The sequence below is a fragment of the Methanosarcina sediminis genome, assembly GCF_052056915.1.
Classification (GTDB): Archaea; Halobacteriota; Methanosarcinia; order Methanosarcinales; family Methanosarcinaceae; genus MTP4.
The window spans coordinates 1,427,803-1,454,515 of sequence record NZ_CP195119.1; the positions used below are offsets into that span (position 1 = coordinate 1,427,803).

29 protein-coding genes are annotated in these 26,713 nt (G+C 47.9%); 20 read left to right on the plus strand and 9 right to left on the minus strand.

What is annotated here, in order from left to right; translation table 11 throughout:
- Positions 1–177: 177 nt before the first annotated feature.
- From ACSAZK_RS05910 to ACSAZK_RS05935, 6 genes are all read left to right on the plus strand, one after another.
- Positions 178–429, plus strand: a complete 252-nt coding sequence (locus ACSAZK_RS05910) for a hypothetical protein (RefSeq protein WP_440956453.1) — start codon at positions 178–180, stop codon at positions 427–429.
- An 18-nt stretch (positions 430–447) separates the two neighbouring features.
- Complete coding sequence (locus tag ACSAZK_RS05915; protein ID WP_440956454.1) at positions 448–2,550, plus strand: thioredoxin domain-containing protein; 2,103 nt, start codon at positions 448–450, stop codon at positions 2,548–2,550.
- Positions 2,551–2,791: 241 nt separating this feature from the next.
- Positions 2,792–3,025 carry a cytochrome b5 domain-containing protein gene (locus ACSAZK_RS05920; protein WP_440956455.1) on the plus strand — a complete coding sequence of 78 codons (234 nt, stop codon included), beginning with the start codon at positions 2,792–2,794 and terminating at the stop codon, positions 3,023–3,025.
- Between the two features lie 154 nt (positions 3,026–3,179).
- Positions 3,180–3,701, plus strand: coding sequence for a pyridoxamine 5'-phosphate oxidase family protein (locus tag ACSAZK_RS05925; protein ID WP_440956456.1), 522 nt, complete (start codon positions 3,180–3,182; stop codon positions 3,699–3,701).
- 137 nt (positions 3,702–3,838) lie between these two features.
- Complete coding sequence (locus tag ACSAZK_RS05930) at positions 3,839–6,109, plus strand: PEP/pyruvate-binding domain-containing protein (protein WP_440957114.1); 2,271 nt, start codon at positions 3,839–3,841, stop codon at positions 6,107–6,109.
- An 893-nt stretch (positions 6,110–7,002) separates the two neighbouring features.
- Positions 7,003–7,596 (plus strand): adenylate kinase family protein, encoded by a 594-nt coding sequence (locus ACSAZK_RS05935; protein WP_440956457.1) that lies wholly within the window; start codon positions 7,003–7,005, stop codon positions 7,594–7,596.
- 89 nt (positions 7,597–7,685) lie between these two features.
- On the opposite strand, the gene ACSAZK_RS05940 is transcribed toward ACSAZK_RS05935, so the two are convergent.
- From ACSAZK_RS05940 to mer, 3 genes are all read right to left on the minus strand, one after another.
- Positions 7,686–8,207, minus strand: coding sequence for a nicotinamide-nucleotide adenylyltransferase (locus tag ACSAZK_RS05940; protein ID WP_440956458.1), 522 nt, complete (start codon positions 8,205–8,207; stop codon positions 7,686–7,688).
- A 92-nt stretch (positions 8,208–8,299) separates the two neighbouring features.
- Positions 8,300–9,340, minus strand: a complete 1,041-nt coding sequence (gene fpoF, locus ACSAZK_RS05945) for a F420H2 dehydrogenase subunit FpoF (RefSeq protein WP_440956459.1) — start codon at positions 9,338–9,340, stop codon at positions 8,300–8,302.
- 106 nt (positions 9,341–9,446) lie between these two features.
- Positions 9,447–10,433, minus strand: coding sequence for a 5,10-methylenetetrahydromethanopterin reductase (gene mer, locus ACSAZK_RS05950; protein ID WP_440956460.1), 987 nt, complete (start codon positions 10,431–10,433; stop codon positions 9,447–9,449).
- Between the two features lie 649 nt (positions 10,434–11,082).
- Between mer and ACSAZK_RS05955 the strand changes: the two genes are divergently transcribed.
- The 13 genes from ACSAZK_RS05955 (at position 11,083) to ACSAZK_RS06015 (ending at position 19,261) form a co-directional block, all read left to right on the plus strand.
- Positions 11,083–11,211, plus strand: coding sequence for a desulfoferrodoxin FeS4 iron-binding domain-containing protein (locus ACSAZK_RS05955; protein WP_048177932.1), 129 nt, complete (start codon positions 11,083–11,085; stop codon positions 11,209–11,211).
- 390 nt (positions 11,212–11,601) lie between these two features.
- Positions 11,602–11,832 (plus strand): DUF2180 family protein, encoded by a 231-nt coding sequence (locus ACSAZK_RS05960; protein WP_048177931.1) that lies wholly within the window; start codon positions 11,602–11,604, stop codon positions 11,830–11,832.
- Positions 11,816–12,097, plus strand: a complete 282-nt coding sequence (locus ACSAZK_RS05965; protein ID WP_440956461.1) for a DUF2180 family protein — start codon at positions 11,816–11,818, stop codon at positions 12,095–12,097. The genes ACSAZK_RS05960 and ACSAZK_RS05965 overlap by 17 nt, the downstream gene beginning before the upstream one ends.
- Positions 12,098–12,242: 145 nt before the next feature.
- The gene (locus ACSAZK_RS05970) at positions 12,243–12,593 is read left to right on the plus strand and encodes a carboxymuconolactone decarboxylase family protein (protein WP_048177929.1); all 351 of its coding nucleotides are present in this window, start codon (positions 12,243–12,245) and stop codon (positions 12,591–12,593) included.
- Positions 12,594–12,769: 176 nt separating this feature from the next.
- The gene (locus ACSAZK_RS05975; protein ID WP_440956462.1) at positions 12,770–12,892 is read left to right on the plus strand and encodes a hypothetical protein; all 123 of its coding nucleotides are present in this window, start codon (positions 12,770–12,772) and stop codon (positions 12,890–12,892) included.
- Positions 12,893–13,246: 354 nt separating this feature from the next.
- Positions 13,247–13,732, plus strand: coding sequence for a class II SORL domain-containing protein (locus ACSAZK_RS05980; RefSeq protein ID WP_440956463.1), 486 nt, complete (start codon positions 13,247–13,249; stop codon positions 13,730–13,732).
- Between the two features lie 37 nt (positions 13,733–13,769).
- Positions 13,770–15,167: a multiheme c-type cytochrome gene (locus ACSAZK_RS05985; RefSeq protein WP_440956464.1), complete on the plus strand. Its 1,398-nt coding sequence runs from the start codon at positions 13,770–13,772 to the stop codon at positions 15,165–15,167.
- Positions 15,168–15,338: 171 nt separating this feature from the next.
- Positions 15,339–16,007: a flavodoxin family protein gene (locus ACSAZK_RS05990; RefSeq protein WP_440956465.1), complete on the plus strand. Its 669-nt coding sequence runs from the start codon at positions 15,339–15,341 to the stop codon at positions 16,005–16,007.
- A 286-nt stretch (positions 16,008–16,293) separates the two neighbouring features.
- Positions 16,294–16,869 carry an archaeoflavoprotein AfpA gene (gene afpA, locus ACSAZK_RS05995; protein ID WP_440956466.1) on the plus strand — a complete coding sequence of 192 codons (576 nt, stop codon included), beginning with the start codon at positions 16,294–16,296 and terminating at the stop codon, positions 16,867–16,869.
- A gap of 74 nt (positions 16,870–16,943) precedes the next feature.
- Positions 16,944–17,450, plus strand: a complete 507-nt coding sequence (locus ACSAZK_RS06000; RefSeq protein WP_440956467.1) for a ferritin-like domain-containing protein — start codon at positions 16,944–16,946, stop codon at positions 17,448–17,450.
- Positions 17,451–17,556: 106 nt separating this feature from the next.
- Positions 17,557–18,762, plus strand: coding sequence for an FprA family A-type flavoprotein (locus tag ACSAZK_RS06005; protein ID WP_440956468.1), 1,206 nt, complete (start codon positions 17,557–17,559; stop codon positions 18,760–18,762).
- Between the two features lie 220 nt (positions 18,763–18,982).
- Complete coding sequence (locus ACSAZK_RS06010; RefSeq protein WP_440956469.1) at positions 18,983–19,117, plus strand: hypothetical protein; 135 nt, start codon at positions 18,983–18,985, stop codon at positions 19,115–19,117.
- A 21-nt stretch (positions 19,118–19,138) separates the two neighbouring features.
- Positions 19,139–19,261, plus strand: a complete 123-nt coding sequence (locus tag ACSAZK_RS06015) for a hypothetical protein (protein WP_440956470.1) — start codon at positions 19,139–19,141, stop codon at positions 19,259–19,261.
- 9 nt (positions 19,262–19,270) lie between these two features.
- On the opposite strand, the gene budA is transcribed toward ACSAZK_RS06015, so the two are convergent.
- Positions 19,271–20,122 (minus strand): acetolactate decarboxylase, encoded by an 852-nt coding sequence (budA, locus tag ACSAZK_RS06020; protein ID WP_440956471.1) that lies wholly within the window; start codon positions 20,120–20,122, stop codon positions 19,271–19,273.
- 216 nt (positions 20,123–20,338) lie between these two features.
- Here budA and ACSAZK_RS06025 point away from each other — a divergent pair, with 216 nt between their 5' ends.
- A complete protein-coding gene (locus tag ACSAZK_RS06025) occupies positions 20,339–20,497 on the plus strand; it encodes a hypothetical protein (protein WP_440956472.1) in 159 nt (52 codons plus the stop codon).
- Positions 20,498–20,607: 110 nt separating this feature from the next.
- Here the strand turns inward: ACSAZK_RS06025 and ACSAZK_RS06030 are convergent, their stop codons facing one another.
- The 5 genes from ACSAZK_RS06030 to ACSAZK_RS06050 form a co-directional block, all read right to left on the minus strand.
- On the minus strand, positions 20,608–21,609 hold the full coding sequence (locus ACSAZK_RS06030) for an isocitrate/isopropylmalate family dehydrogenase (RefSeq protein WP_440956473.1): 1,002 nt from the start codon (positions 21,607–21,609) through the stop codon (positions 20,608–20,610).
- 54 nt (positions 21,610–21,663) lie between these two features.
- Positions 21,664–22,224: a manganese efflux pump MntP gene (locus ACSAZK_RS06035; RefSeq protein WP_440956474.1), complete on the minus strand. Its 561-nt coding sequence runs from the start codon at positions 22,222–22,224 to the stop codon at positions 21,664–21,666.
- Between the two features lie 141 nt (positions 22,225–22,365).
- Positions 22,366–23,223 (minus strand): DUF7714 family protein, encoded by an 858-nt coding sequence (locus ACSAZK_RS06040; protein ID WP_440956475.1) that lies wholly within the window; start codon positions 23,221–23,223, stop codon positions 22,366–22,368.
- 93 nt (positions 23,224–23,316) lie between these two features.
- Positions 23,317–23,823, minus strand: a complete 507-nt coding sequence (gene hacB, locus ACSAZK_RS06045; RefSeq protein ID WP_440956476.1) for a homoaconitase small subunit — start codon at positions 23,821–23,823, stop codon at positions 23,317–23,319.
- Positions 23,824–24,037: 214 nt separating this feature from the next.
- A complete protein-coding gene (locus ACSAZK_RS06050; RefSeq protein ID WP_440956477.1) occupies positions 24,038–26,554 on the minus strand; it encodes an oligosaccharyl transferase, archaeosortase A system-associated in 2,517 nt (838 codons plus the stop codon).
- Between the last annotated feature and the right edge of the window lie 159 nt (positions 26,555–26,713).

A 26,713-nucleotide genomic window follows, 5' to 3' on the forward strand; every position in this document is an offset into this window, starting at 1 on the left:
ACAGAATTTCATTAAAAAAATGAGTTCAGTTGACAATATAATTTCATTAGCGACCAGTATTCATGAGACTATTCGGGGTCAGTACTCATAATCATTCATAACCATTATCCAAAAACCTAATAGTATAAACCTTGGACATCCAGAAATAGAAGACTGGATCGAATCATCTGTGTGAAATTGGGGGGAGTTGGAACGGACATTATCTTTAAACAGTTGAATCCAGATTCCTGCAAGATCCACCTGCAGTGGATCAGGGAATCGGGGGATGAAGCGCTTGTGGATCCGGGGCGGGAGTGCTTTCAAAATTATATGAAACTGCCACGAAAAAGGGAGCTGAGAACGGTTCCCCTGATCCTTGCCGGGGAAGGTATTGGGAAGTTAAAAGTCCTGAAAGGCAGGATACTTGCCCGAGGGGGAACAGGAGCCTGATAAAAAGGGGGAATTGCAATGGGAAAAGAAAAGAAAGAACATCCAAACCGCCTTATCCATGAAAAGAGTCCTTATCTCCTTCAACATGCCTATAACCCTGTGGACTGGTATCCCTGGGGAGAAGAGGCTTTTGAAAAGGCGAGGAAGGAAAACAAACCTATCTTCCTTTCTATCGGCTACTCCACCTGCCACTGGTGCCACGTGATGGCGCACGAGTCTTTCGAGGACGAGGAAATTGCAAAGCTCATGAACGAGGCCTTTGTCTCCATAAAAGTAGACAGGGAAGAGCGCCCTGACATTGATAACACATATATGACAGTCTGCCAGATCATTCTCGGGAGAGGCGGCTGGCCCCTGAACATTATCATGACCCCGGACAAAAAGCCCTTTTTCGCAGGAACTTATATCCCGAATAAAACCCGCTTCAGCCAGACCGGGATGCTGGAACTGATGCCACGGATCAGGGAAATCTGGGAACGCCAGCACGAAGAAGTGCTTGACTCGGCAGAAAAAATAACCTCAACCATCCAGGACATGATTACGGACTCGGCAGGAGAAGGCCTGGGGGAAATGATACTGCAGGAAGCCTACGAAGAACTAATGGGATCCTTTGATAGGGATTTCGGAGGATTCGAAAAGGCACCGAAATTCCCCGCCCCCCACAAGATTTTCTTTCTGCTCCGCCACTGGAGACGCAGCGGGGACCCGGAAGCTCTCCACATGGTGGAACACACCCTCCACTACATGCAGAAGGGAGGGATCCACGACCATCTGGGCTCGGGCTTTCACCGCTACTCTACGGATAACATGTGGATGGTGCCACATTTTGAAAAGATGCTCTACGACCAGGCCCTCCTGGCAACTGCTTATACGGAAACCTATCAGGTTACCGGAAAAGAGCTGTACAGGGAAACGGCCGAAGGAATCCTTGACTACGTACTCAGGGACCTGACCTCTCCCGAAGGTGGCTTTTACTGCGGAGAAGATGCAGACGTGGACGGGGAGGAAGGGAAATACTACCTCTGGACCCTGGAAGAAATCCGGGAAAGCCTTGACCCTGAGGAAGCCGACCTGATCATAAAGATGTTCAACCTGAAAGAGGAAGGCAACTTTGAAGAAGAAATCCGGGGAAGGAAAACCGGGACCAATATCTTTTACCTTGTCCAATCCACTGACACCCTGGCAAGCAGACTCGAGGTTCCGAAGCCGGACATCGAAGCCCGGGTCAAAAAGGCTAAAGAAAAGCTCTATGACGCCCGCAGCAAACGCAAGAATCCGGGCCTGGACGACAAGATCCTGACTGACTGGAACGGGCTGATGATCGCGGCCCTTGCAAAAGGTTTCCAGACATTAGGAGAAAAAAAGTACCTGGAAGCTGCCGAAAAAGCCGCGGACTTCATCCTGAATACCTTCTACAGCCCCAGCCAGAGGCTGCTTCACAGGTACAGGGATGGGGTTGCCGGGATTTCCGGGACAGCCGACGATTATGCATTCCTAATCCATGGCCTTCTGGAACTCTATGAAGCCGGGTTTGAGCTCAAGTACCTCAAAGCCGCAATCTCTCTGAACAGAGAACTTGTGGAACACTTCTGGGACCCGGACCAGGGAGGACTTTTTTTCACAGCAGATGACAGCGAAGCTCTGATCTTCAGAAAAAAGGAGTTCATGGATGCGGCGATCCCATCCGGGAATTCCGTGGAGATGCTAAACCTCCTGCGCCTTGCCCGCATTACTGCAGACCCTGAACTTGAGGACGTGGCAGATAGCCTGGAGCGGGCCTTTTCAAACCAGATCAGGAAGATCCCTTCAGGCTATACCCAGTTCCTTTCCGCCCTTGAATTTGAAGCCGGCCCCACATACGAGGTAATAATCGCCGGAAAACCGGAAGCATCAGACACAAAAAACATGCTTGAGGAAGTCCGGACCTACTTTATCCCGAACAAAGTGCTGGTCTTCAGGCCCGAAGAAGAAGGAAAAGAACCTGAGATAATAAAACTGGCTGAATATACTAAAGTCCAGGTCCCTATCCAGGGAAAAGCCACGGCATACGTCTGCAAGAACCACGAATGCCAGCTTCCGACCACAGAGATCAATGAGATGCTGAAACTGCTGAATGTGTAATAATACAATTATAATGCAGAGGACTTCGATAAACCTCGTTTTTTAACTGGTTGCTTATAAAGGGTATATAAGCAATTTTGTTGAAATTGGAGTAAATCGAAACTCTCTGCAATTAAAACTACGACTAAAACTAGAACCACAATTAAAACTACAACTAAGAATAGAGCTACAACCAGTTCTGTAATAACCAGTTCTGTAATAACCAGTTCTGTATGCAAAAATAAATAGGAGGATATGGAAAATGAAAGAATTTACACCCGAAGAGCTTTCCGAATACAATGGAAAAGACGGGAAAATGTACGTTGCCTACAAGGGGAAGGTCTACGACGTTTCGGATAGCTACCTCTGGGAAGACGGAAACCACCAGGGACTCCACGATGCCGGACAGGACCTCTCGGAGAGCATGGACGACGAAGCGCCCCACGGCCCGGAGGTCTTTGAAGACTATCCTGTTGTGGGAACCCTGAAGGAGTAATCGGGATTCCCGAAAGAGTGAGAAAAGACCTTCAACCTGTATAGGCAAAGCGTGAGAAACGGCATCCAGAAAAGGAAAAAGACCAAAAGAAAGAAAAAAAAGACCACGTGGCATTAAATTATACGGAGTAGCGTTAAGGAAAGGAGTGTTGATTATGAAAGACGAAATTGCATCTCTTCTTCCTCATAAACTGGAGGTACAGGAAGGGGAAGTCCCTGTAGAAAGTAAAGGGCTTGAAAAAACAAAGCTCCTGGAAGATCTGAGAGAGCTCTTCGGACCCCAGCCACTTGCAGTCCTTGCGACCCAGGGAGAAGGAACACCCTATGTCAGCCTTGTAGCCTTTGCTTCGGATGAAAAGCTGAAATACCTGTTATTTTCAACCACGAAGGCAACCCGTAAATACGCCAACCTCCTGGCAAACCCTTCGGTATCCCTGCTTATTGATAACCGGAAAAACACACTGGAGGATTTCCGGGATGCTGTGGCTGTGACAGCGCTTGGGAAAATTGAGCCTGTGGAGGACTTTGAACTCAAGATCATGGAAAATATCTACCTCATGAAACACCCATACCTGGTGGATTTCCTGCACTCACCCACAAATGCATTCCTGAAAATCAATGTTGAAAAATACATAGTAGTAAGCCACTTCCAGCACGTTGTGGAAGTAAAGGTTTGATTTTTCAGGAAAGGGGATTGGGTAAAATTTATTTAATTCGAGGCAGGGAATAATTTAGAACATATAGAAAATTTCCTGGCACACTTGAATGAAAGGGGGGCTCAGCTACGGGAGAGTGGCTTATTCCCATAGAGGAAATCCGGAAGGTCCGGGAAAAGACAGGAGAAAAGGCTGGAGAAAAGGTCGGGAACCTTTGCGGGGGTAAAGCTTCAGCCCTCGGTTTTTTGAAGAAAGAGGGAAGAAAAGAAGGTATAAATGTCCCGAGGGGCGCCTGCATAGGCACTGCAGCTTACAACGAGTACGTTGACAAAACAGGCCTTCGAGGCAGGATCCTTCTCGAACTGAACCGCAAGCCCTTTGAGGAAATGCGCTGGGAGGAACTCTGGGACCTCTCGGAAAAAATCAAGCACATGTTTGCCCGGACCCCGTTTCCCCTGGGGCTGGAAAAGGAACTTGAAGAAAAGATTGCCAGGTATTTCGGGGAAAAAGCGGTTGCAGTCAGGTCCTCGGCTCCAGGAGAAGATTCCGCAAAAACCTCTTTTGCAGGGGTCCACGCCTCATACGTGAACGTGCGGGGAGCAGATGCCGTACTCAGACATCTGCGCCTGGTCTGGGCATCCCTCTGGTCGGATTCAGCCCTGCTTTACAGGAAAGAGATGGGGCTGGACATTTTTAAAAGCGCAATGGCAGTGTTAATTCAGGAAATCGTGGAAGGCAGGGTTTCCGGCGTGGCCTTCGGGATGAACCCGGAAGACGCATCAGAAGCCCTTGTTGAAGCCGTTTACGGGCTGAACAAAGGTCTTGTGGATGGAACGGTTGAGCCGGACCGCTGGGTCCTCGAAAGGAAATCCGGAAACATAAAAAAACACTACCATGCGGAGAGAGAACGGGGGGTTTTCGGAACCTTAGAGGGCACCGAGCTCCGGGAACTCCCCGAAAACCTGAAAGAAAGCCCACCCCTCACCCAGGAAGAAGTCACGCGAGTCTTCAACCTGACCCTCAAAGTGGAAGCTCTATTCGGAAGCAGGGAAGGTAAAAGAAAACCTCAAGACGTGGAATGGACCATTCGCGACAATACCCTTTATACACTCCAATCCAGGCCTATCACCACCCTCGTAGGGGAAGACCGGGACGAAAAGAGGCTCTGGTACCTGAGCCTGCGGCGCAGTTTCGGGAACCTGAAAGAGCTAAGGAAAACCATCGAAGAAAAACATATCCCTGCAATGCAGGCCGAAGCCCGGGGACTGGAAAAAGAAGAGCTATCAGGACTCACGGAAAGCGCCCTTGCAGAAGAAATCGAAAGAAGGGCAGGGATCTACCGGAAATGGCACGACATTTACTGGGACGATTTTATACCCTTTGCTCACGGGGCCCGGCTCTTCGGGCAGGTCTACAATGAAACCGTGAACCCGAAAGACCCCTATGAGTTCGCAGACCTCCTCTCGGGTACCGGCATGCTGAGCCTTGAGCGAAACCGGAAACTCGAGGAAATGGCCGGGAAGCTGAGGAAAGCCCCGGATCTTCTCCAAAAAGCAAAAAAGCTCACCCCGGACTCCGGGCTCGGGAAAGAACTTGATGCCTTTATTTCAGAGTATGGAGGAAGCTATTCGGAAAGTTCCGCCGCAAGAGAAGGCCTTGTCAGGCTGCTGGTCGAAATGGCTTCCAGACCTCCATTGTCTCAACCTCCTGCATCTCCTGAAAAAAAAGAAGAACCAGATCGAATCCGGAAACTGAAAGATAACTTATTTTCCCGGTTCGAAGGCGAAAAAAAACAGTTTGCTGCCGAACTCCTGGACCTGGGGCGTGCAAGTTACCGCCTGCGGGACGATGACAATATTTACCTCGGGAAAATCGAAGCCGAACTTAGAAGAGCTCTCCTTGAATGGGAAGAAAGGCTTAAAAAAAGAGGATTGAAAGAAGCAGAACTCCCGGAAATTGAGAAAATTCCAAATCTGGAACCCATAATCGAAGAAATAACAGAAAAAATGGTAAAAACCCTCAAAGATCCCAAATATCCCCTTGAATGGAAAAAAGCCCAGGGAAAACCAGAAAAAACCGAAGAAAAGCTGAAGCCAAGGCAGCTCCTTGGAAACCCTTCGGGTCCCGGGACAGCACAGGGCTCTGCCCGGGTCATCCTGCAGGAGTCCGACCTCTATGACATCAAGGCAGGAGAAGTTCTTGTCTGCGATGCCGTGGACCCCAACATGACCTTTATCGTCCCCCTCTGCTCCGCAATCGTGGAGCGTAGAGGAGGGATGTTGATCCACGGGGCAATAATTGCCCGGGAGTACGGCATCCCCTGCGTAACAGGCGTCCCGGATGCGACAAAACTCATAAAAAACGGGGACTACCTGGCAGTTGACGGGTACCTGGGAATCGTCACGGTGCTGGAGAGGAGGGGCTGGTAAAGGGGAAAATTAACAGAAACTGATGAACAAAAAATGAGCAAAAAACTAACAAATGATAGGATGAATAAAAGGAGGGAGTGGGGAAGAAAAGCCCATCCGGAATCCGGAACAACCTGAATGACGTATTCAGATGGGATTGTCTTCAGAGCCGTTTACCCCCGGGACTGCATCACCTCAGAACAGCCCGAAATTTTCGACATAACATCATCGAAAACACCCCCACGTCCCGCAGATAAGGCGAGGAAAAACTCGAGAAAACCTCAACAGAACCCGGATCGGAGTTCTCAGCTAAATAGAATTCTCAGGTCAATAAACTCAGAAATTCGGCGCAGAGTGAATCGATCTTTATTTATCCTGGATTCCCGGACACTCATAACAAGGTAGGCAGGTTCACCCCCAGATCCTTGTGTACAGCTGTTCTTGTTTATCCAGCATCCCGCCTACCAGATGCGATTTTCCTGGTTATTCGAAGCATTCAATGACATCGAGTTTGTCGCCATGCAAGTTCCTTCCTCGTCATGTGTATTTCTCTACATAACGAGGGAGATCATAACATTCCGATAAGTGACAACATTTTGAATTTTTAAGGAATCAACGCTCAGATGAGTGATAAACTTCCCAAATTTCAAGGGATATAAAGTCCATTATTACTGGACTCGTTATGAATCAACGGGAATCTAGGATTTATGAAAAAGGGGAGCAGTGGAGGATTGAGACCCTGTTAATATTTCATTTCAATTTTTACGGAAAAAGCCGGTCGTACGGGCACGACCTTTGAGAGCACGGAGCCCCAAAAAGCCAAAGGATACAAACGCTGGCACGCCAATCCCCGACAACCGGTCCCTCCAGGCCCGGCACTAAGTATAACTGCAATAAGTTCCATTTCCTTCTCCATGCTCATAGGACTTACAGGCACTCCGGGCACGGGAAAAACTTCCGTTGGTAAACTCCTGGAAAAACGAAGGGGATGGAAAGTCATCTACCTCAATGACCTGATTAAAGAAGAAAAACTCTATTCTGAAGTCGATGAAAAAAGGGACGCTGTTATTGCGGATATGGAGCTTGTCAGGGTGCGCCTGGAAGGGATCCTTGGAACTGAAGAAAACGAAAAGGACGAAGGTCACAAAAAGAATAAAGGCCACGATAACGAAGAAATATTCATCCTTGAAAGCCACCTCGCCCACCATATCGCAGATACCGTGATCGTGCTGAGGGCATATCCCCCCGAGCTGAAAAAAAGGCTTGAGAAACGCGGCTATTCCGAGGAGAAAATAAACGAGAATGCCGAAGCCGAAGCTATTGACCTGATCCTTGTTGAAGCCGACGAATGGTGTGAAAAGGTATATGAAGTGAACACCACCGGCAGGACGGCGGAAGAAACCGCAGGGGATGTGGAAAAAATCATAGATTACCTGGCGGGCGGAAAAGAAGAAGAGCTGGATGAATTCAGGCCTGGGTCCCTGGACTGGATAGACTCTGTTCCCTGAAAAGAGAGTTCCTGGCAAAAACCTTTTTTGGGCAATAAACCTGTTCCAGGCAAAAACCTGAAAAGAAGAGTTTTAGGGAAGAAAAACAATTACAAAGAAGAGTTATTGTCGCTTTTTGCCACATTCCGAAGGCGGGTTACCCCATCGATTTCCTCGATTACATCGGAAACGGGTTTCGGGACCAGGTGTTTCCACTCATCTCCGGCAATCATTAGTTTCCGGATCTCGGTGCCCGAAAATGTTTCCCGGACGTAAAGAGGGGACTCCTTGACGCAAAAACCGGCTTCCCTGAAAAGCTGAATTACAAGAGGGTTGTTCGAGTAGACCACGTCAAAGCGAGGGGTCCTGGCCGCAACGTGGTGAACCCAGATTGAATTATACCTTACATCTTCGATAGGGAGAATGTAATGCCGGATGCTGAGGTCTTCCAGGGCATTGTGGAGCATAAGCACCCGTTCCCCTGCTGTGAAAGGGTCGTTGGGATCATGGCTTTTCTGAGCACTTCCGATCCCTATGACCAGTTCGTCCACTTCCTCTGCTATCCGTGTGATCACTTTATGGTGCCCGAAATGATACGGCTGAAATCGTCCGATGTAAAAGGCTCGCATCATCCCGGATCTCCTTTCTGAATTTGTATGGATTTTTTGTTCTGGCCAGCCTGTTTTCCGGTCTGTCTCTACATTCAGTGTAAGAACTTTCGGTGTCAGACCGTTTCGTTGCGGATGCCGGTCTCAAAACTGAATTTTTCGCAGACTTCCAGGAAATGCTCGGCGTTGCCCTTGCGCTTCATGCCAATGAGCTTTTCGACAAGATCCAGGCCAGGCTTCGGGTCTTCGTTGATCTCAAATTCATCGCGGACCATGTTGAAGTACTTCTCACCTGTTTCACTCCGGATGAAGACCGAGTTCCAGCCGTCAGGAGCACCAACAGAACCTACGGAAATGTCGGCAAAGACCGAGGTGTAGTCACAGCAGTTGTGACAGGGGTTCCTGGCAAACTTTGCAACGTCCTTGATGGGCACGTTGTGGACTTCCCCGTCCTTTGTGTAGACCCAGAACTTGCCTTTGGTAAACTCCATCTTTACGATGTCTTCGGTTTTGACCTGCAGAATCTCGGGGACGATCTTTTCGAGCATCACATCATGGTGGAAACTTTCCATACAGAGCAGCCCGATGATGAGCACGATCTTTTCGTTAACATTTTCCCGGATCAAACTTGCCGCATGGGTCTGGCAGGGCACACCTACTATTGCAATCCGGTTGTATTTCTCAAAAGCTTCCCTGAGAACCGTAAGTACGGGATCCGAGGTATACTTGGTCCCTCTGGTCTTGTCCACTTCTTCAGCACTTGTAATCAGGACCACTTCAGGCTCCCAGTTCTCATTTCTGGCAATCCCGACAGCACAGTCGATTTCACCTTTCCTGAAGAGAGCCTTCAGTAAGGCAGTGGATACTCCACCGTCCTGGCTTCCTACGGAATCTTTGGCTTTTGCACCAAAGAAACTACGCACGTTTGCAAGTTCATCATCGATGAAACCGTCAACTACGGGACAGACCCTGCCGCAGGTAAAGCAGCCTTCACAAACCTGGTATCCAGCCCCTTTTTCATACAGGGACAGGTCGTTCGGATCTCGAATTTCTGCCGCCTTCTTCACGGTAACAGCCCCGATAGGACATACGGCTTCGCATGCCCCACAGGCTGCGCAAACGTCATTTTCAATGACTTCTGCAATTTTTGGTGGCAATTAGTTACCTCCAATGCCTTGATATTCCTGCCCTTACGGGCAGGAGGTTTTTCAAAGTGATATAAAACGTTTTTCAAAATGTTATTAAAAGATGTAATGGAAAAAATTACATCTTTGCAATGATTTCTTTCCCTATAAGCTTTATTGCCTTTTCCTTGTTAGGACCGATCGGGGAACCGGCAACGACCTGGGTTACGCCAATGGCTTCAAGGTCCCGGATCCTCTGCATGCAGTCCTCGGGAGTTCCGCAGATAGCAAAAGCTTCGACCATCTGGTCGGTGACAAGGCCGCCCATGAGGGCTCCGAAGTCTCCCTTGGCAATGGCTTCACCGATCTGGCCCTTGGCTTCGACAGGGATGCCGTGGCGTTCAAGGACAAGGTCAGGGGAACCGGCAACGATGAATGCAACTACTACTTTTGCAGCGCTGACAGCCTTTGCAGGGTCCTTGTCAATGGAGAAGCAAGCGTATGCAGTCACATCGACTTCAGCGGGGTCGCGGCCTATCTTTGCGGCACCTTTCTTGATTTGCTCAACGGCAACTTCAAAGTCCTTGGGGTGGGAAGCGTTGATCAGGACACCGTCAGCCACTTCACCGGCAAGCTCGAGCATCTTGGGGCCCTGGGCACCCATGTAGATGGGGACATCTCCGGTCTTGAATGCAAGCTTTGCACCGCCGAACTTGACTACATCTCCGTCCATGGAGACCTTCTCACCTGCGAAGAAACCCCTGAGGGCCTGGATGGCTTCCCTGGTGGTTGCGAGGGGCTTGACCCACTCGACTCCCATTGCGTCGAAGGTTGCCTTGTCTCCAGGACCGAGACCCAGGATAGCCCTGCCGCCGGAAATTTCGTTAACTGCACCGATGCTTGATGCTGTGATTGCAGGGTTCCTGGTGTAGGAGTTGGTAACTCCGGAACCGATCTTGATGCTGTTGGTGTTCAGAGCAAGCACGGCAAGAGTGGTATAAACATCACGGTTGTTGTAGTGGTCAGTGATCCAGACGTTGTCGAATCCCTGTTCTTCTGCAAGCTTTGCGTAAGTTGCGATCTTTAAAACTGGATCGCTCGGCACAAATTCGATTCCGAACTTCATCTTTGATTACTCCTAAATTGTTGTTAATTAGCTAAAATGGCTGCGTTTCCATTTAACCGAATATAAAATATCTTTAAAATTATAATTAACGTCTAGTATAATAGATATTAATTATAATTCTTTGGGCTAGAATTCACATAACTGTATTTAAGAATCTATATATATTTAACTGTATTAAAGGAATAATATACAAAGTTGGTTATAAAAAATATATAACTTAACAATTTCCCATAACGAAAACTCTTCAACAGACCCTGCTTAAAAAAAGATTGACGGCCTTTAAAAACCTTTGCCAGAGCAGAACTTTTCGATAAAGGGAAAGGTAAATACCCTCAGGATAAAGCCTTAAAAACATCGAAATTCCAAAAAAAAGATTATTTCCGACGGGAAAAACTTATATCTGAGAATAAAAAGGAAACAAAAAATTCAACTTTAAAATTCCTGAAAAGAAAATAACCGGTAAGGAGACTTTTCCACAACTTACAAAAAAATCCCTACAATTAAATACGAAGACAGATTAATTGTATATGGTTTATTTGCTCGTGAACGGGCACAGGGGACAGGAAATGGGGCAAGGGAAAATACCTGCTGGAATGCCTCCGGGGAAATAGACTCAGGGGAAATAAAAGACGAAGGGGGTGAAAGGACCATGGCTGTTTCGGCTGTAGGGGAAAAATACCGCTGTGAAATCTGCGGTAACGAAGTGGTCGTTACAAAAGCCGGAGGCGGAACTCTCGTCTGCTGCGGGCAGGACATGACCCGTGTGGAAGAAGAGTGAACTTCCCGTAAGCAATTAAATCCGTCCGGAAAAAATAGAGGCATGAGCGCCCGCATAGATTAGTGTCTCCATAAGAATCGTTCGCTAAAGGAAGTATCTTGAAGTAAAAATTATTTTGAGGCAAAAATTATTTTGAGACACTGTTGACACTATTATGTGGGAGTTGTTCTTGAATCGTTCATAACGATAAATTCCCTTTAAAATATGGGTCTAATTGAAAAACTGATCCGTATAAAGAGTGGCCGGATTGAAAACAGATCCTTCTAAAGATTGGTTGGATTGAAAACATATCATTCCAAAGATTGGTTGGATTGAAAAACAGATCCATTAGACAGTTTAAATCCATAAGTATCTGAAATTAGAAAGAACTTTTTAATCAGGGGAAAAGCGATGAGATGCTATGAATGCGCCAAAGCAGGCAAGTACACGGACGCCGTTGCGATCTGTATCGTGTGTGGGAGAGGGGTTTGCAAAGAACACCTGATCCATGAGGAAACCCCGGCGTGGGAAGGGGACTATCCGATCGAGTTGAAACCGGACCTTGAAAATATCAAGCGGATTGTTTGCATTCCCTGCCATGAAGCGCTGAAGGAAAACTGCATGTTTGACGAGGTTTGTTAAGGTACCATCGAGAAGGTACCGGGAAAATGAGGGTGATTCGATGCTGAAGTGCTATGACTGTGCCGAAGAAGGGAAAGATACCGAAGCTGTAAGTGTCTGCATCGTATGCGGGAAAGGCATATGTATGGACCACGTCAAGGAACTGGATGTGCCCATGAAAGGGGGAGGATACCCGCTGGCCCACAAGATGCTTAGAAAAGACCTTCCCAGAATGCTTTGCCAGGAATGTGTAGATACGATTCTCGGTCCCGGGTTCTGCGTATAACCGGAGGGAGACGGATCCCAGAGAGAACCTGATAAAGAATGAAAAGCCTGGGGGGCATACCACCGGAGAACGTATATATCGATTAAATAAATAGTAATTAATAATTTTGCATTTTAATACTTAAAATCGAGTGGAGGTAAATATAATGCCAGAAGAAGCAGAAAAGTTAATTGAAGAGATGGGGGAAAAGATTGGCTTTACCCCGGGAATTCTGGAAACCTTGAAAGAGATTGATCCCAGGTTCGTGCACAAATACGGAGTTTGTAACAAGAAACTCCTGTCCGACGGTGCCCTCCCGGCAAAGGTGAAGAGCCTGATGGCCCTTGCGGTTGTGGCTTCCAAACAGTGCGAAGCCTGTACCATGGCTCAGATGAGAAATGCCCTCAATAACGGAGCCACCAAAGAAGAGATCATGGAAACCATGGACGTCATCTTCATAACTTCGGGAGCTCCCGCAATCTCAGCATGCAGGGAAGCTCTAAAGCTGTTAAAATAAAGGGAAAAGCTCGATAGAAGTGAACGTGGTGACGAGAGAGATCCCACCCCCTATGAAAGAAAGGCACTATATCGGGTGAGTCGGACTCTACCACCAGGGCAAACAGGTAGGAAGAGCAAAACTATCCACAGCCCAGGATGAATGCGGACATTGATTTGGATATAAAGGGGAAAATAATGGGAAAATTGATCCGCAGAAATCAAAAAGTCGTGCTCTTCGCAAGAATCGGCCAGGAAAGCAAGAAGCAAGCAGTTTCCTGTAACTGTAACGCTTATGCTGTTGGTCACGGCAAGTTTTGAAGCGGGGGTCTGCTTCAGGGGACATTTGTTTACAGGGCGCATATAAAAAATCCCTTGAGAAATGGAGGGTATGGAAGACACCAGGGGATAGTGGAAACTGTCCACACCCGGACCTTCCGGACTTTGCATCCACCCATAGGTTTCAGGCCACGTTTACGAAACCAGGCTTGCTTAACATCCCGGACTTTCGGGACGTTATATTCACCAATGGATTCCCCTATATCCACTCCAAAAAATAATTGAGGGTGGGAGTGAAAACTGAAGGAGGGGAGTGAAAACTGAAGGAGGAGAGTGAAAAAGTCGAATTCTCAAGATAAAAAATAGAAAATAAAAAATAAAATGGAGAAAAAAACCATGGCCGAAATTGCAGCTGAAGAAAAAGTAAACAAACCGGTTGACCCTGAAAACCTGACCGAAGGCGAAAAGAAACACGTACCTATTATCGAAGCTCCCGAAACCGTGATTGCAGGAGAGCCTTTCGAGGTCACTGTGACCGTGGGCAGCATCCCCCATGTGATGGAGGAAAAACACTTCATCGAATGGGTTGAGCTTTATCTGCGCAACAAGCTCGTGGGGCGCAAAGAACTGTCGCCTTCCGATGAGAATGCTCGGGCCACTTTCAGGGTAGAAGCTGATGAGGCTCTGATCGCCATCAAAGAAATTGAAACCTGCACTATACACGGAGTGAACATCTGCGGAGAGTGCGGAGAAAAGTCCGTGATCACGAACCTTTACGCCCTGGAACACTGCAACATCCACGGGCTCTGGGAGGCAGCCAGGAAAATAGAGGTCATGTCCGGAGAGGAAGGCAAAGGCAGGAAGTGTTCCTGGAAAGCCTGAAAAACCTGAAAAACCTTACAGGAAACCATGCGGGGGAATGACGGTGGAAAAGCTGGGACTTCTAATTACCATTTTATTTACCTTTTTTTTTATTGCAGGACTCGCAGGGATATTCCCCGCGGCTGCAGAGCAGAGCGAACCCGGAGATTTTGCGTCGGGCCAGTTTTCTAAGTCCGGGCTCTGTTCAAATTGCCATGGAAACGCTTTCGGGGAATGGGACGGATCCATGCACTCGAACTCCGATGAGGATTTCTTTTACCAGGCAATGCTGCAGGAATACGGCGCTGCTGCAGAAGCAGAAGGGCTCCCAGAAGGATTTTGTTCCCGCTGCCACACTCCCATAGGGGTGGTTTCGGAAGAAATCCCGCCCCTTGACGGTTCGGGCCTGAGCGAGGTCGCAAAAGAAGGAGTCCAGTGTGATTTCTGTCACGCTGTCGCTGAAAGCGGAGGGATAGGAAACGCTCCCTATATGCTCGACCCCGGGAACGTGAAATGGGGCCGCAGGACAGACGCCCAGTCCCCTGCCCATGAAGTCGAAGCCCACGAATTCTACACGCAATCCGAATACTGCGGGATGTGCCACAACATCTACCACCCTGCCAACAACCTGACCCTTGCCGCCACCTACACGGAGTGGAAAGAAAGCCCGTACGCGGAAGAAGGAGTCCAGTGCCAGGACTGCCACATGACACCTGGGATTGTCGAATATGAAGCGAATCCGGGAAAAGCTACCTCAAGCGGCCCGGAAAGGGAGCATGTTTATACCCACTACTTTGTGGGGGGGAACGCCTTCGTAACAGATGCCCTCGGAGAAGGCAGGCATGAAAAACGGGCAATAGAATCCCTGCAGCATGCCGCATCCCTGGACGTAAAAGCCCCGGAAGCAGCTGAAGCCGGGGAAACCGTGGACATTGAAGTGGAGATTAAAAACATCGGGGCAGGGCATAAAATCCCAAGTGGAGTCACTGAAGACAGGGAAATCTGGCTGGAGCTTACCGCAACAGACGCAGAAGGGAAGGAGCTTTACCATTCCGGAGCCCTGAACGAAGCAGGAGAAATAGACCCGGAAGCAACAGTCTACCATACGGTCTTTGCGAATTCCGAAGGGCAACCCACCTTAAAAGTCTGGGAAGCAGAAAGTATCCTTTACGATAACAGGATTCTCCCGAAAGCCTCGGTGCTGGAAAACCATTCCTTTGTGATGCCCGAGGGAGCCACACCTCCAATCACCATAAAATCGGTCCTGCACTACCGCTCAGCTTCCCAGGAACATATCGACGAGCTCTTCGGGGAAGGCACCTATACCGTACCGGTAATAGATATGGCGACTTACCCTGAAACCGATACTTCAAGTCAGGGAATTCCGGAAATGGGAGCAGCAGGAATGCTGGCAATCGTTTTCCTGGCAGTAGTTTACAGGAAATTAAAAGGGTGAAAGAGAAAAGAATCAGAAGATAAAGAACCGGGAATAGAAAAAAACCCGGAAATAGAAAAAACCCGGACATGTAAGGAAAAGGGAGAAAAGAGAGAGAGGAGAAAACTCAGAGCATACTCTGATATATGTCAGATAGATATAATGATTAATAGAAGATGCCTGGAGGGGAAAATGGCCGAAGTTGAATCCGAAAGCATAAAAATTCTGGGGATCTCCGGGAGCCCTAGAAAAATGGCGACCGATTATCTGGTCCAGGAAGCCTTGCGGATTGCAAGGGAGAAATACAACGCAGAAACCGATTACTTTTCCGCGAAAGGAAAAAAGCTGAATTTTTGCATTCACTGCGATTATTGCGTCAAGAAAAGAGAGGGCTGTGTCCATAAGGATGACATCTCGGCCGAACTGTACGAGAAGATGATGTGGGCGGATGCCTGGATCATCGGGACCCCCGTATACCAGGGGACCATCAGTGCCCAGACAAAGACAATCATGGACCGGGTAAGGGCCGTGGTTGCAAAAGACCCGAAAGTCTTCCTGAATAAGGTAGGAATGGGGATTGCCGATGGAGGAGACCGGGTAGGAGGGCAGGAGCCTGCACTCCAGACTATCCACAACTTCTACATAATAAATGAAATGATTCCGGTGGGGGGAGGTTCTTTCGGAGCCAATTTAGGGGCTACGTTCTGGTCCCGGGACAAAGGGGAAGAGGGAGTTTCCGAAGATTCCGAGGGGATGCGGAGCCTTCGAAAAACCATGAAAAAATTCATCCAAACTACACAGCTGGTGAAAAAGGCCGGACCCTCAGAAAAGCCCAAACCACCGGAAAAAGAAAGGAAATAAAAGGAAGAAAAAAGGGAAAAGGGGTAAAAAGAGGCAAAAGGGGAAGAAAAGGGGAAGAAAAGGGAAGACCGGATTAAAGCCAGAAATCCTGATCCGGGCATGCTTGAAAATCGGCATATCTACAACAATAAACACCTTCTTTTGAATTTAAATTCAAGCTGATAAAAAATGCAACATAATTAGCCAATCAAAAATACAACATAATTAGTCAATCAAAAATGTAACATAATTGGCCAATCAAAAATACAACAGAAATTAATGAAACTATATTTGAGGAGTGATTTGTTTGGTGGAAGCGTCAGCTAAAAAGATCAAGAGAATCGCGTGGGCCATCACGGGCTCAGGTGACCAGATGATAGAGACCTACAACACGATGGTAGATCTCAAAAAGCGGACAGGGGTCGAAACGATGGTGTTTCTTTCCAAGGAAGGGGAGACCGTGATGAAATGGTATCACCTCTGGGACAAAATCCAGAAGGACTTCCCCAATTTCAAGACGGATGCGGGGCCAAACTCCCCGTTCATTGCAGGCCCGCTCCAGATGGGATATTACGACTTTCTCCTGGTGGCCCCGGCAACTGCCAACACGGTTGCAAAGATTGTCAATGGGATTGCTGATACCCTGGTAACGAATGCGGTATCCCAGACTGCAAAAGGCTCGACTCCCATCTATATTCTGCCCGTTGACCAGAAGAGAGGCACAGTAAAGACTTCCGCACCCACAGGCAGGACTTTTGAACTCACAATGAGAGAAATAGATGTTACCAACTCGGAAAAACTGGCCCAGATGGAAAATATCACCCTGCTCAAAAGTCCTTACGACATCTATGACCTCCTGGGGATGGAAAAACCGGAAGTTTAAAGGAACCGACAGGGGATCGGAATCCTGAAGAAAAGTTGAACCAAAAAACACCGTATAAAGGGGGTAAAATAACTGTGAAATACGCATTCCAGGAAGTCGTTGATGAAGTGAGCAAGCTCAAAGACCTTGATGAAGCCATAGCCCTTGCGGCAGAAAGGGAAAAAGAAGCCAGAACCTTTTACATGGAGAAAGCAGCCACCACGGATAGTATCCAGTTAAAGGACCTCTATACGTATCTGGCAGATGAGGAAGCAAAACACCTGCATTACCTGGAAGAATACAGGAATACAAAAAAGCTCCCTGAAATCGAGATCCAAATTCCGAGCGGCCAGTCCTTTACCCCGGAGTTCGAGGAAACTGAAACTGGTTACGGCCATATGGAGCTGGGAGCAATCGGAGTCGTTATCGCAGCAATGAGGCATGAGCGGAAAAGCGAGTATTTCTACATGGAACTGGCAAAACTGAGCGAGGACGAGACGCAGAAAAAATTTTTCGAGATGCTTGCCGGGTACGAGAGCATCCATTATGACCTTCTTGACAGCTATCTCGAATCTATCACTGATTTCAGGATGCAGACCTGAAAAAAAGCCTCAGAAAAAATAAAGCCCAAACAGGAAAAAAGAATTGAAGAAAAAAGAATTGAAGAAAGAATCATTCAGGAAATCGGGGGTCTTTCAGGGGGTTGGTATGGAAAGTGGAGAAAGAGGCGGAGCCGTTGAGCTTGCCAAAGGGGTTTACTGGGTAGGGGTAATTGACTGGAACGGGAGGGACTTTCATGGCTTTAGCACACCGGAGGGGACCACCTACAACGCCTATCTGGTAGTGGGGGAGAAAACCGCCCTCATCGACACCGTGAAGGCCGATTTTGCAGGGGAGATGCTGGAGCGTATCCGGGAGATCATTGACCCTGCGAAAATCGATTATATCGTGGTAAACCACATGGAAATGGACCATGCCGGAGCCCTTGCGGAACTGAAGAAGCACACGGATGCAAGCATCTTCATAACAAGGCGGGGCAGGGACATCCTGGACGGTTATTTCAAGCCCTTTGGCTCCGACGACTGGGACTTTCAAATTGTCCGGACCGGGGACCAGCTGATTCTTGGCAGCAAAACCCTGGTCTTCCTGGAAGCAACCATGCTCCACTGGCCTGACAGCATGGAGACTTTCCTGATAGAAAACAGTATTCTCTTTTCAAATGATGCCTTCGGGCAGCACATTGCCACTTCCAAACGTTATGATTATGAAGTCGGAGACCTGATCCCCGCCGCTGCTGAGTATTACGCCAATATCCTCATGCCCTTCGGGGTGCCCCTTCTACGCTACCTGGGAAGGCTTAAAGAGTACGGGATTTCCCCCAAACAGATCGCCCCATCCCACGGTGCGGTCTGGAAGCGGGACCTCGACAAAATCCTGAAAGCCTATACCGCCTGGGCAAACGGAAAAGGAAGGGAAAAAGTCCTCGTGATCTATGACAGCATGTGGGGCAGCACCGAAATAATGGCGAAGGAAATTGCAGAAGCCGCCCGGAAAGCCGGAGTGGAGGTAAAACTCCTGCACCTCCGGAAAAATACCCGAAACCGTATCATGAAAGAGATGCTGGATTCGGCAGCCTTTGCTATCGGCTCCCCCACCCTGAACAACGGGATCTTTCCATCCGTCGGGGACTTTCTTGCCTACCTGAAAGGCCTGCGTCCCCCTAAGAAAAAAGCCGCTGCCTTCGGCTCCTACGGCTGGGGAGGAGGGGCCGTAAAAACCATAGAACAGGAACTGAAAAACTCAGGAGTGGAGCTCCTCGAACCTGGCATCCAGGTAAGGTACAGGCCGGAAGGATCGGAACTGGAGATGTGCAGGGACCTCGGAAAGCAACTTGCGGAGATTGCAAAAGAATAAAATAATACAGTCAAGAACTTTACAATGAAAAAGCACCCATATTCTAGTTTTCAGCATCATTAGACTACTCAGTGAACTACTCAGTGGACACATCAACAGATGCATCAACAGGCGTCAATACCCCCTTAAATCCAGCCTCAAAGATCCCTGGATAATACTTTCACCCAGCTTGGCTGAGCTTAATAAGTACTGAAGTAATTTAGTTATTGAGGTTAAAACAATGGAAGAGTTATTCAACGGATTGATCGAACGCGCCCTGTACTATGAACAGTTTGAAAGCTTCAGAAACACCCACATTTCCGGGCAGTTTCAGGACATGCCGGTAACAGAGCCGGAACTCAAATATCCTGCCTGAGTTTCTAAAATAAGGACCTGATTGGAAACCAGGGGTAAAGACATCAGAGAGTATTCTGAGGAAAAGAGAGAAAACTGGAAAAATAAAAGAGGGAAAATAAAAAGAAAAAGCTCAGGGGATAAAAAAGCTGAAAAGCTTCAATAAAGCATAAACTTACTTTTCAACCCTTTCTAAATCAGACTGAAGATCCTGACCCAGTTCCACTTCATAAAAGTCACCGCTGGTAGGAAGTTCCATGAAGAAAGCCCTTGTGATGTCAACTGCGGCATCCCCTTCTTCAAGCTCAAAGTCAAGGATATGCCCTCCTGCACTCCTATCCGTGGTAATAAAGTGAATATGGTAGCCCGGCACATTGACTCCTTTCACGTAGTCGGGAGCCCTGAACCCTACCAGTGTGCCGCTTATATTTTCAAATTCAAAGACTGCCTGAGTTGAGACAACGTCCACAAGCCTGGGGTACGGTTTTTCCTGCTTTGGAACACTTCGCGCCTTCATGAAGGAAAAGTTTCCCTCAACCCGGACTGCATAGAAGAGATTTTCCGAAGGGAGCTTTGAGTCCAGGAAGGCTTCGAGTTCCGTGAGGTTCATTGGCCCCTCCAGCCCGTAACTCTCGTCTGTTTCAAAGAAGGTTACCGTGGCAAAAGGAGTGGTCATTTCCCCGGAAACAGGGTAGGCAAGCCCATCGGTTTTGATCTGGTAATAATCTCCGTCAAGGGCGAGCATTTCCCCTTCGAGCCCGTCGAAAGTCCCGAGCCCGAAATCCCCGTGAGTTTCAAGCTCTTCGATAGGAAGAACGCCGTCGTAGACGCTCTGGAGCAGAGCATCAAGGGTGGAGACCTGATAGAGGACGTCATTTCCCAAACCGGCTGATTCCGGAGGGACCTCATCAACCCCCGAAAGCTCGACCTCCAGATCATTCCCGGCATCGCCATCAAATTCAGCACATCCGGAGAGGAGAAGAGATGCGAAAACTATTACCAGAATTAAAAAACTGTGTTTTTTCATGTACAAGCCTCATGACAAGATAAAGTGTAGATATGACAGAGTGAGAGAGTGAGGGATATGACAGAGTAGAATATTGGAAGATTGAAAGAGGTTTCTTCCTAAATATTTTAACTCATGATATATTAAAAACCTGAATATGATTTATACTTACTGATAGAAAATATTTATAAAATATAAGATACTATATTTCTATGGGTATAAAAGGGGGATAAACTTATGGATGAATATTTTAAAGGACTTGTTCAAAGAACTCATTATTACGAACAGTTTGAAAGCTTCAGAGCCAGCCAGGAAGTCTGCTTTGCAGAACTGATTTCAGGAACTGAAAAAAGAGGAAGAAAAAAAGAAGTTTTGCAGACGGGAGAAAATATCTGACTCACCGGAGCAAACGGATCAATCGGACCGAAGAGTTGTTGATCAAAACTTCTTCAGGCTATCAGAAATTATTCAAGCCTTCAAAACTTAGCCAGGCCTTCAAAACTTAGTCAGGCCATCAAAAGCTTCTTCAGGTATTCTGCAACCGCATGCCCGATCTCCGCCGTGGTGGAATTGCCGCCCAGGTCGGGAGGTACAATTTTCTTTTGAAGCACGTAGCTGATAGCCTCGTCGATTAGCGGAGCTCTTTTTTCCCCCATCCATTCAAGCAGCATCTTTACGCAGAGAATTGCCGCAAGTGGGTTTGCAATGCCCTTTCCTGCAATGTCAGGTGCGCTCCCGTGTACGGGCTCGAAAAAGGCATACTTTGAGCCGATATTTGCGCTTGGGAGTAGCCCCAGGCTTCCCACGAGAGCCCCGGACATGTCGCTCAGGATGTCCCCGAAGAGGTTGGTTGTGACCACAACGTCGTAATTCTCAGGGCGCATCATGAGGCTGTAAGCCATGGCATCCACAAGCATGTCATTGGACTCAACTCCCCGGGCACTGGCAGTCTCCCGGCAGACGTCAAGGAAAAGTTTGTCGGATTTAAGGACGTTTGACTTGTGGACAATGGTCAGCCGGTTCTTTCTCTCTTTTGCAAGTTTGCAGGCGTATTCCGCAATCCTTTCGGAACCTTTCCTAGTGACAAGCCTCTGGGTTGTGGAAAAATCCTCGTGGAGCTCCTCAATTCCGGAATAGAGCCCTTCCGTGTTTTCCCGGACAATCACAAAATCAAAATCACTCCTGCCGGTCACACCCATAACTCCGGGCAGGGGCTTTATAGGCCGGACATTGGCATAGAGGTCAAGCTCCTTCCGGATAGTCAGCAGGATGCTCTTATAGTTCGGGTCAGGAACCGTGGTTATAGCCCCGAACAGGACCGCATCGCAGTCCTTTATGGTATCGATGTCCTCCTCCGACATCGCAGTCCCGGTCTTCTCCCACCGGGCATATCCGAGTTCCAGGGGCACTTTTTCAATATCGAGCCCGAAAGCGTCCAGGACTTCCAGGGCTGCAGGGATCACTTCCCTTCCTATTCCGTCACCTTCTATTACCGCAAGTTTCGTCATCCTCACCTCAAAGATTGAGACTGCGAGAGAGTATATGAACCTGACGAACCCGAATCATATCCAGAGCAGGTGTTCGGCAAGGATTTTAACACCAAGCCCGATCAGGATGAGCCCGCCCAGGATTTCAACCTCGCTTTCAAAGAAATGCCCTACCCTGTGCCCCAGGATAGCCCCGAAAAAAGACATGAAAAAGGTCACACAGCCAATAATGATCACGGGCTCAAGGATAGGAGTGTTCAAAAACGCAAAGCTGATCCCGACCGCAAGGGCGTCAATGCTTGTTGCAACGGCAAGCAGGAAAAGCACGGAATAACTCAGGGAACTTACTTTACCGTCCGGATCCCCGTAAAGGGCTTCGTATATCATTTTGCCCCCGATAAAAGCCAGAAGCGCAAAAGCGATCCAGGGAGCATACGCCGAAAGAAAAGTGCTTACCACACTTCCCCCCAGCCAGCCCATAACCGGCATTAACGCCTGGAAGCCTCCGAAAAAAGCCGCCATTTTCAGGGCATCGTTTAACCGAAAAGGCCGCACAGTAGATCCACTTGAAATGGATACTGCAAACGCATCCATGGCAAGCCCGAGAGCTAAGAGGAAATTTGTAAAAAAGGACATTGGATATACTCACTTCCGTTATTTAAACTCCGCTTCCGCGATTTAAGGGAAATATAAAAGGAAAACTTGAAACTTGTCCTGAAAAGGAAAAAACTGCAGTTCATTTTTCCCTAAAGCTGTTATTTATTTTCCCCTAACCCGTTACTCATTTTCCCTGTACCTGTTCACAAGTTTTCTGATGGCTTCCGAAACCTGATATTCCGAAGCTCCCCAGTGCACAACCGCCCCTTCAATGCCGTTGATGTTGACAAGTCCTGATTTTTCGGACCTGCAGCAGCGGGTGATGAAGAGCTTTGTGGGCACTACTATTTCGGACTTGAAGGGACAGATATTCACGAAGGAATACTCAAGTTCCGGAAAGCGCATCTCAAAAAGAGACTTCGAGATCTCACAGCCCACAAGCAGGTGCCCGTTTTCGGTGAGCACGTCCGAGTCAAGGCATTTTCCTTCAAGCCCCGAGGAACTGCAGGGAAAAACCGTATTTTCCCCTTCGAACTGCCTTAAGTCAACCGTGTTTTCCGTGAAACGGATCTGTAGGTCCCCGAAAATCCCGCTGGCTTCAAGCCTCCGTACAACCTGGGAAAGCCAGGAAGGAGTTGGAGGAGCAACATCCAGGATCTCGATTTCAAGGATGACTGAGGGATCAGGATCGTGGACAATTGTTACGTGCCTGTCCACACCGGTAAAAATGACGGTATTTACCTTTCCGGTGCAGAGTTTCGCGGCGGTTTCGATCAGGAGGGAACGGTCCTTTATGTTCAGTTCCTTTTCGTACCTGACCACCTCTTCTCCAGAGGCTATCAGCTCAAGGGATTCAACCTTTCTGAGCAGCTCATTTCCGCTTTTCTTCACGTAGTAGACAGAGTATTCAGTACTTCCGGACTCGAGGTCCTCTTTTTCAACTATCAGGTACTCTGTCAGGAAATAAATGGGCTCTTCCGTGCCCTCGGGAAGGGCTTTTGATACACCCACGCATTTGTACTCGTCGGGAAAGATCATATGAATTGCTCCAGATTAGAATCTTCAAATTCAGTTTTTTAACCCGTTTTTCCTTCGGTTATCTTCAGTTAGCTTCGGATAGCCTCATTAACTTCAGTTTTCCTTCTTCAGTTCCTGGCTCTGGAGCTTCTTCCTGTGAGCCACAAGCCCTCCGTCAGTCAGGATTTCGAGCAAGAAATCAGGGAGTTTATTCCCTTCGAATGTGCCCCTGCCCGGAACGGAGACCTCGCCTTTAAGCAGATCAACCTCGATCTCATCTCCTTCCTGGCACTCGACATCCGCTTCCATCAGGGGCAGCCCCACATTGATGGCGTTCCTGAAAAAGATCCTTGCAAAGGACTTTGCGACAATGCAGGCCACACCGGCATATTTCAGGGCAAGCGGAGCCTGTTCCCGTGACGAGCCGCAGCCGAAGTTGTTTCCTGCAACGATGATATCCCCAGCCTTCACATTTTTAGCGAATTCGGGGTCTATGCCTTCCATGGCATGGGCTGCAAAGACCTGCATGTCCTTGGTCCGCAGGTATTTCCCGGGGATGATAACATCGGTATCGACATCGGCCCCGAAAATCCAGACTCGGCCTTTGATAGGGTTTTCCATAGTTTTCACCTGGCATGTAGGTTTTTTTAATGGTATATGTAAGTAGCGGAAAATAAGGGCTTAACTGGAAATTTGGGAGGGAAGTGCCAGGAAAAAGCAAAAGGTAAAGTCCGGAAAAAAATGCTGAAAAAAGAAAAAAAGAAAGAGAAAGAGAAAGAGAAAGAAAGGAAGAGAGAAGTAAACGCACAGGAAAGTGCGTTCTAAAAATTTACATTCAAACCTTAATCTCTTCCCCGTTCAAAACGGCTTCTTCACTAACCCCTACTTCTTTTGTCGTGCTTCCGTAACTGACAAGATAAGGCCTGATGGGAGCCGTGTCAAATTGGGTCTCCCCGGAAATCGGCCCTTCGGTTGAGTAAGGCACTGTGAACTCGTACCTGCCTTCCGAATCTGCAGTTGTAGACTGGGAGTATTCAAAATCCCTGCCCTGCCCTGTCATAATGATTGTGTTTATCATGACCTTCTCATTCGGGGAAGCAGTTCCGCTTATTTTTGCACCTTTTACGTATTCGAAAATCTTCACGTAGCCGGTGTCCTCCTCATCAAGTTTACCCCGGGGGTCATCCGCAGCAAGCTGAGTGAGATAGAGATAATTGAACACCTGCTTGTACCCCATTTCAGCTGTCTGCCCTGCCCAGGTCTCGTGGACCAGCCGGTACTGCTCAAGCCCGGTCCCGTCAAAGAGGTGGAGCCTGGCTTCCATGGAATTGTAGTAGCGCAGAGCAGGCAGGGTCTGGTACCCATTTCCTGTAAAGGTCGATTCGTAGTAGCCCTCGGAGTCCAGAGTCCAGGCAGTCATTGCATAGAACTTGCCTGTTGCCATCTCCACGTCTGAGACGACGTAACGGGCTGCAACTTTATCGGGGTCAGGATGGATAGCTTCCAGAACCGCCGTGGCCTCTTCTTCGGACTGAGCGGTGAAGAAGGTGGAAGCCCCGGGTTTGTTTTCTTCTTCAAGGCTGTTCCTGCGGCCACCGACCCCCTGCTGGAAGGGATTTGCGTTCGGAATTCTGTGGCCGATTACTTCGATCCAGTGGCCGTAGTCCCACCAGGACATGACGCCATAAGCGGAGTCAGGATAGGAGTAAAGTTCCCCGTCAGCGGGAATTTCATAATTTTCATAGAAATCCAGCCCCGGGTCAGGAGTGTTGGAGTTTAGCCAGAGGGTTGCTTCGATCCAGGGACCGTTGGGACCTCCCGTGCCTTTAGTGTATTCCATCGCAGCGCCATAGCTCGGGACGATGAGAACAAGCGCAGAAACCAGAAGCACAACTATTGAAAAAGCTTTTTTTGCGCTCAGGTTTTTCCGGACAAAGTCAGGAATTTCTGCAACGGATTTTACTTTTGCTTTGAAATCCTCCGAAAGGGATTTCAAACCTACAGAGTCCGCAATCCAGATCGCAAAATAGGCAGAAAGGATGGCGACATTCACCGAAAAGTAGTACGCAAAACGGTTCTGCTGAAGCATTGCCCAGAAAATCATCAGAGTCCAGACAAGCAGGAAGCTTTTCTCCTGCCCGTTCCTTTTGTAGATATCATAGACAAGCAGCGCAAGTCCCAGGAACACAACGTATCCTGCATATGCAAACTGCACATAGAGCTGTTCTAACCCGCCTCTGCTGAAGAATGGAGAGGCTTCGGCAATCGTAAGTGCACCGCCGGTCCTCAAGAAATAACTGAAGACAGACATGATCAGTGCAAAAATAGAAGGGGATATAATTTTGGCCAGTCCGATTCCGGCAACAAATAGCACTCCAAGCGTAAAGGGATAATAGTATTTCGGAAGCTTCCTATTATTCATAAAAACGGAGATGCCCGTGAGGATAGGAAAAGCAAAAATTCCAGCAAGTAGTCCTTTCATGTGAAGGGATTTGGTACCCCCAAGATGAGGGGTCAGCATCACTATGAAAAAAGCAACAGCAAAAATAAACATCCCGGAAATCGCCACATAATCCGTAGGTTTACCCTTCATATGGTCAAGGACGTGTTGAACCGTGATGTATGCGCCCAGGATAAAGGCAAAGAAAAGGGCACCTTTCCAGGCAAGAGCATAGGCTCCAAGAAAAATTCCGGTTAGTAAAAGGTAGGGGAGAATACCCTTTAAGGAATCAAAGTCCTTGTTCTTAATTTTTTCAAAAGAAATTTTATATTTGCCTGCTTTATTCAGTGCCATTATGAAAAACATCGCAGTAACCGTACTTAGAAGAGTTTCTGCAATATGATGGTCATTGAAACCTATCATTGAACGGGACAGGAACTGCCCCGGAAGGACCGCAAGAATGAATACGGAAAGAAGACCCACTCTTCTGTCATCGAATACCCATTTTGCAGCATAGTATGTGGGGACCAGCACCAGGGCTCCGAGGAATGCCGGATAGTATGCGGACACATTATAGATCAGGTCCTGATCCGGATTCCCTCCGCCAAGCACCCATATAACCGAAGCCAGAAACATGTCGAATAAGGGAGCAAAGACCTGGTTCGTCCCGAAAGGATAATGTGTATAAGCATCGAACCAGAGCATATTCGGGAAATGGTGGAGAATGGACTCAACATTTCGAAGATGGTACCAGGGATCATTTCCTCCAAACCTCACAAATCCGTTCGAAAGAAACACACCAGCCTTCGGGAGGGTTCTGATGTGGAGAGCAACAAGAAATGAAATAACGATCCCCACAAAATACGGAAGGCTTTCAAGCAACTTTTTTGGACTCTTGCTTTCAGCAGTCATGTAATACACTCTTAAGTTCTAATAAATATTTAAGTTCTAATAAACATTTAAGCTTTAATAAAACTTTAAGTTCTAATTAAGATATCAGAAATTTGGACCTTTTAGTGATAACTTATAAAGAGAATTCAATTTCATGAAAGGAATTAATTCTACATAAAG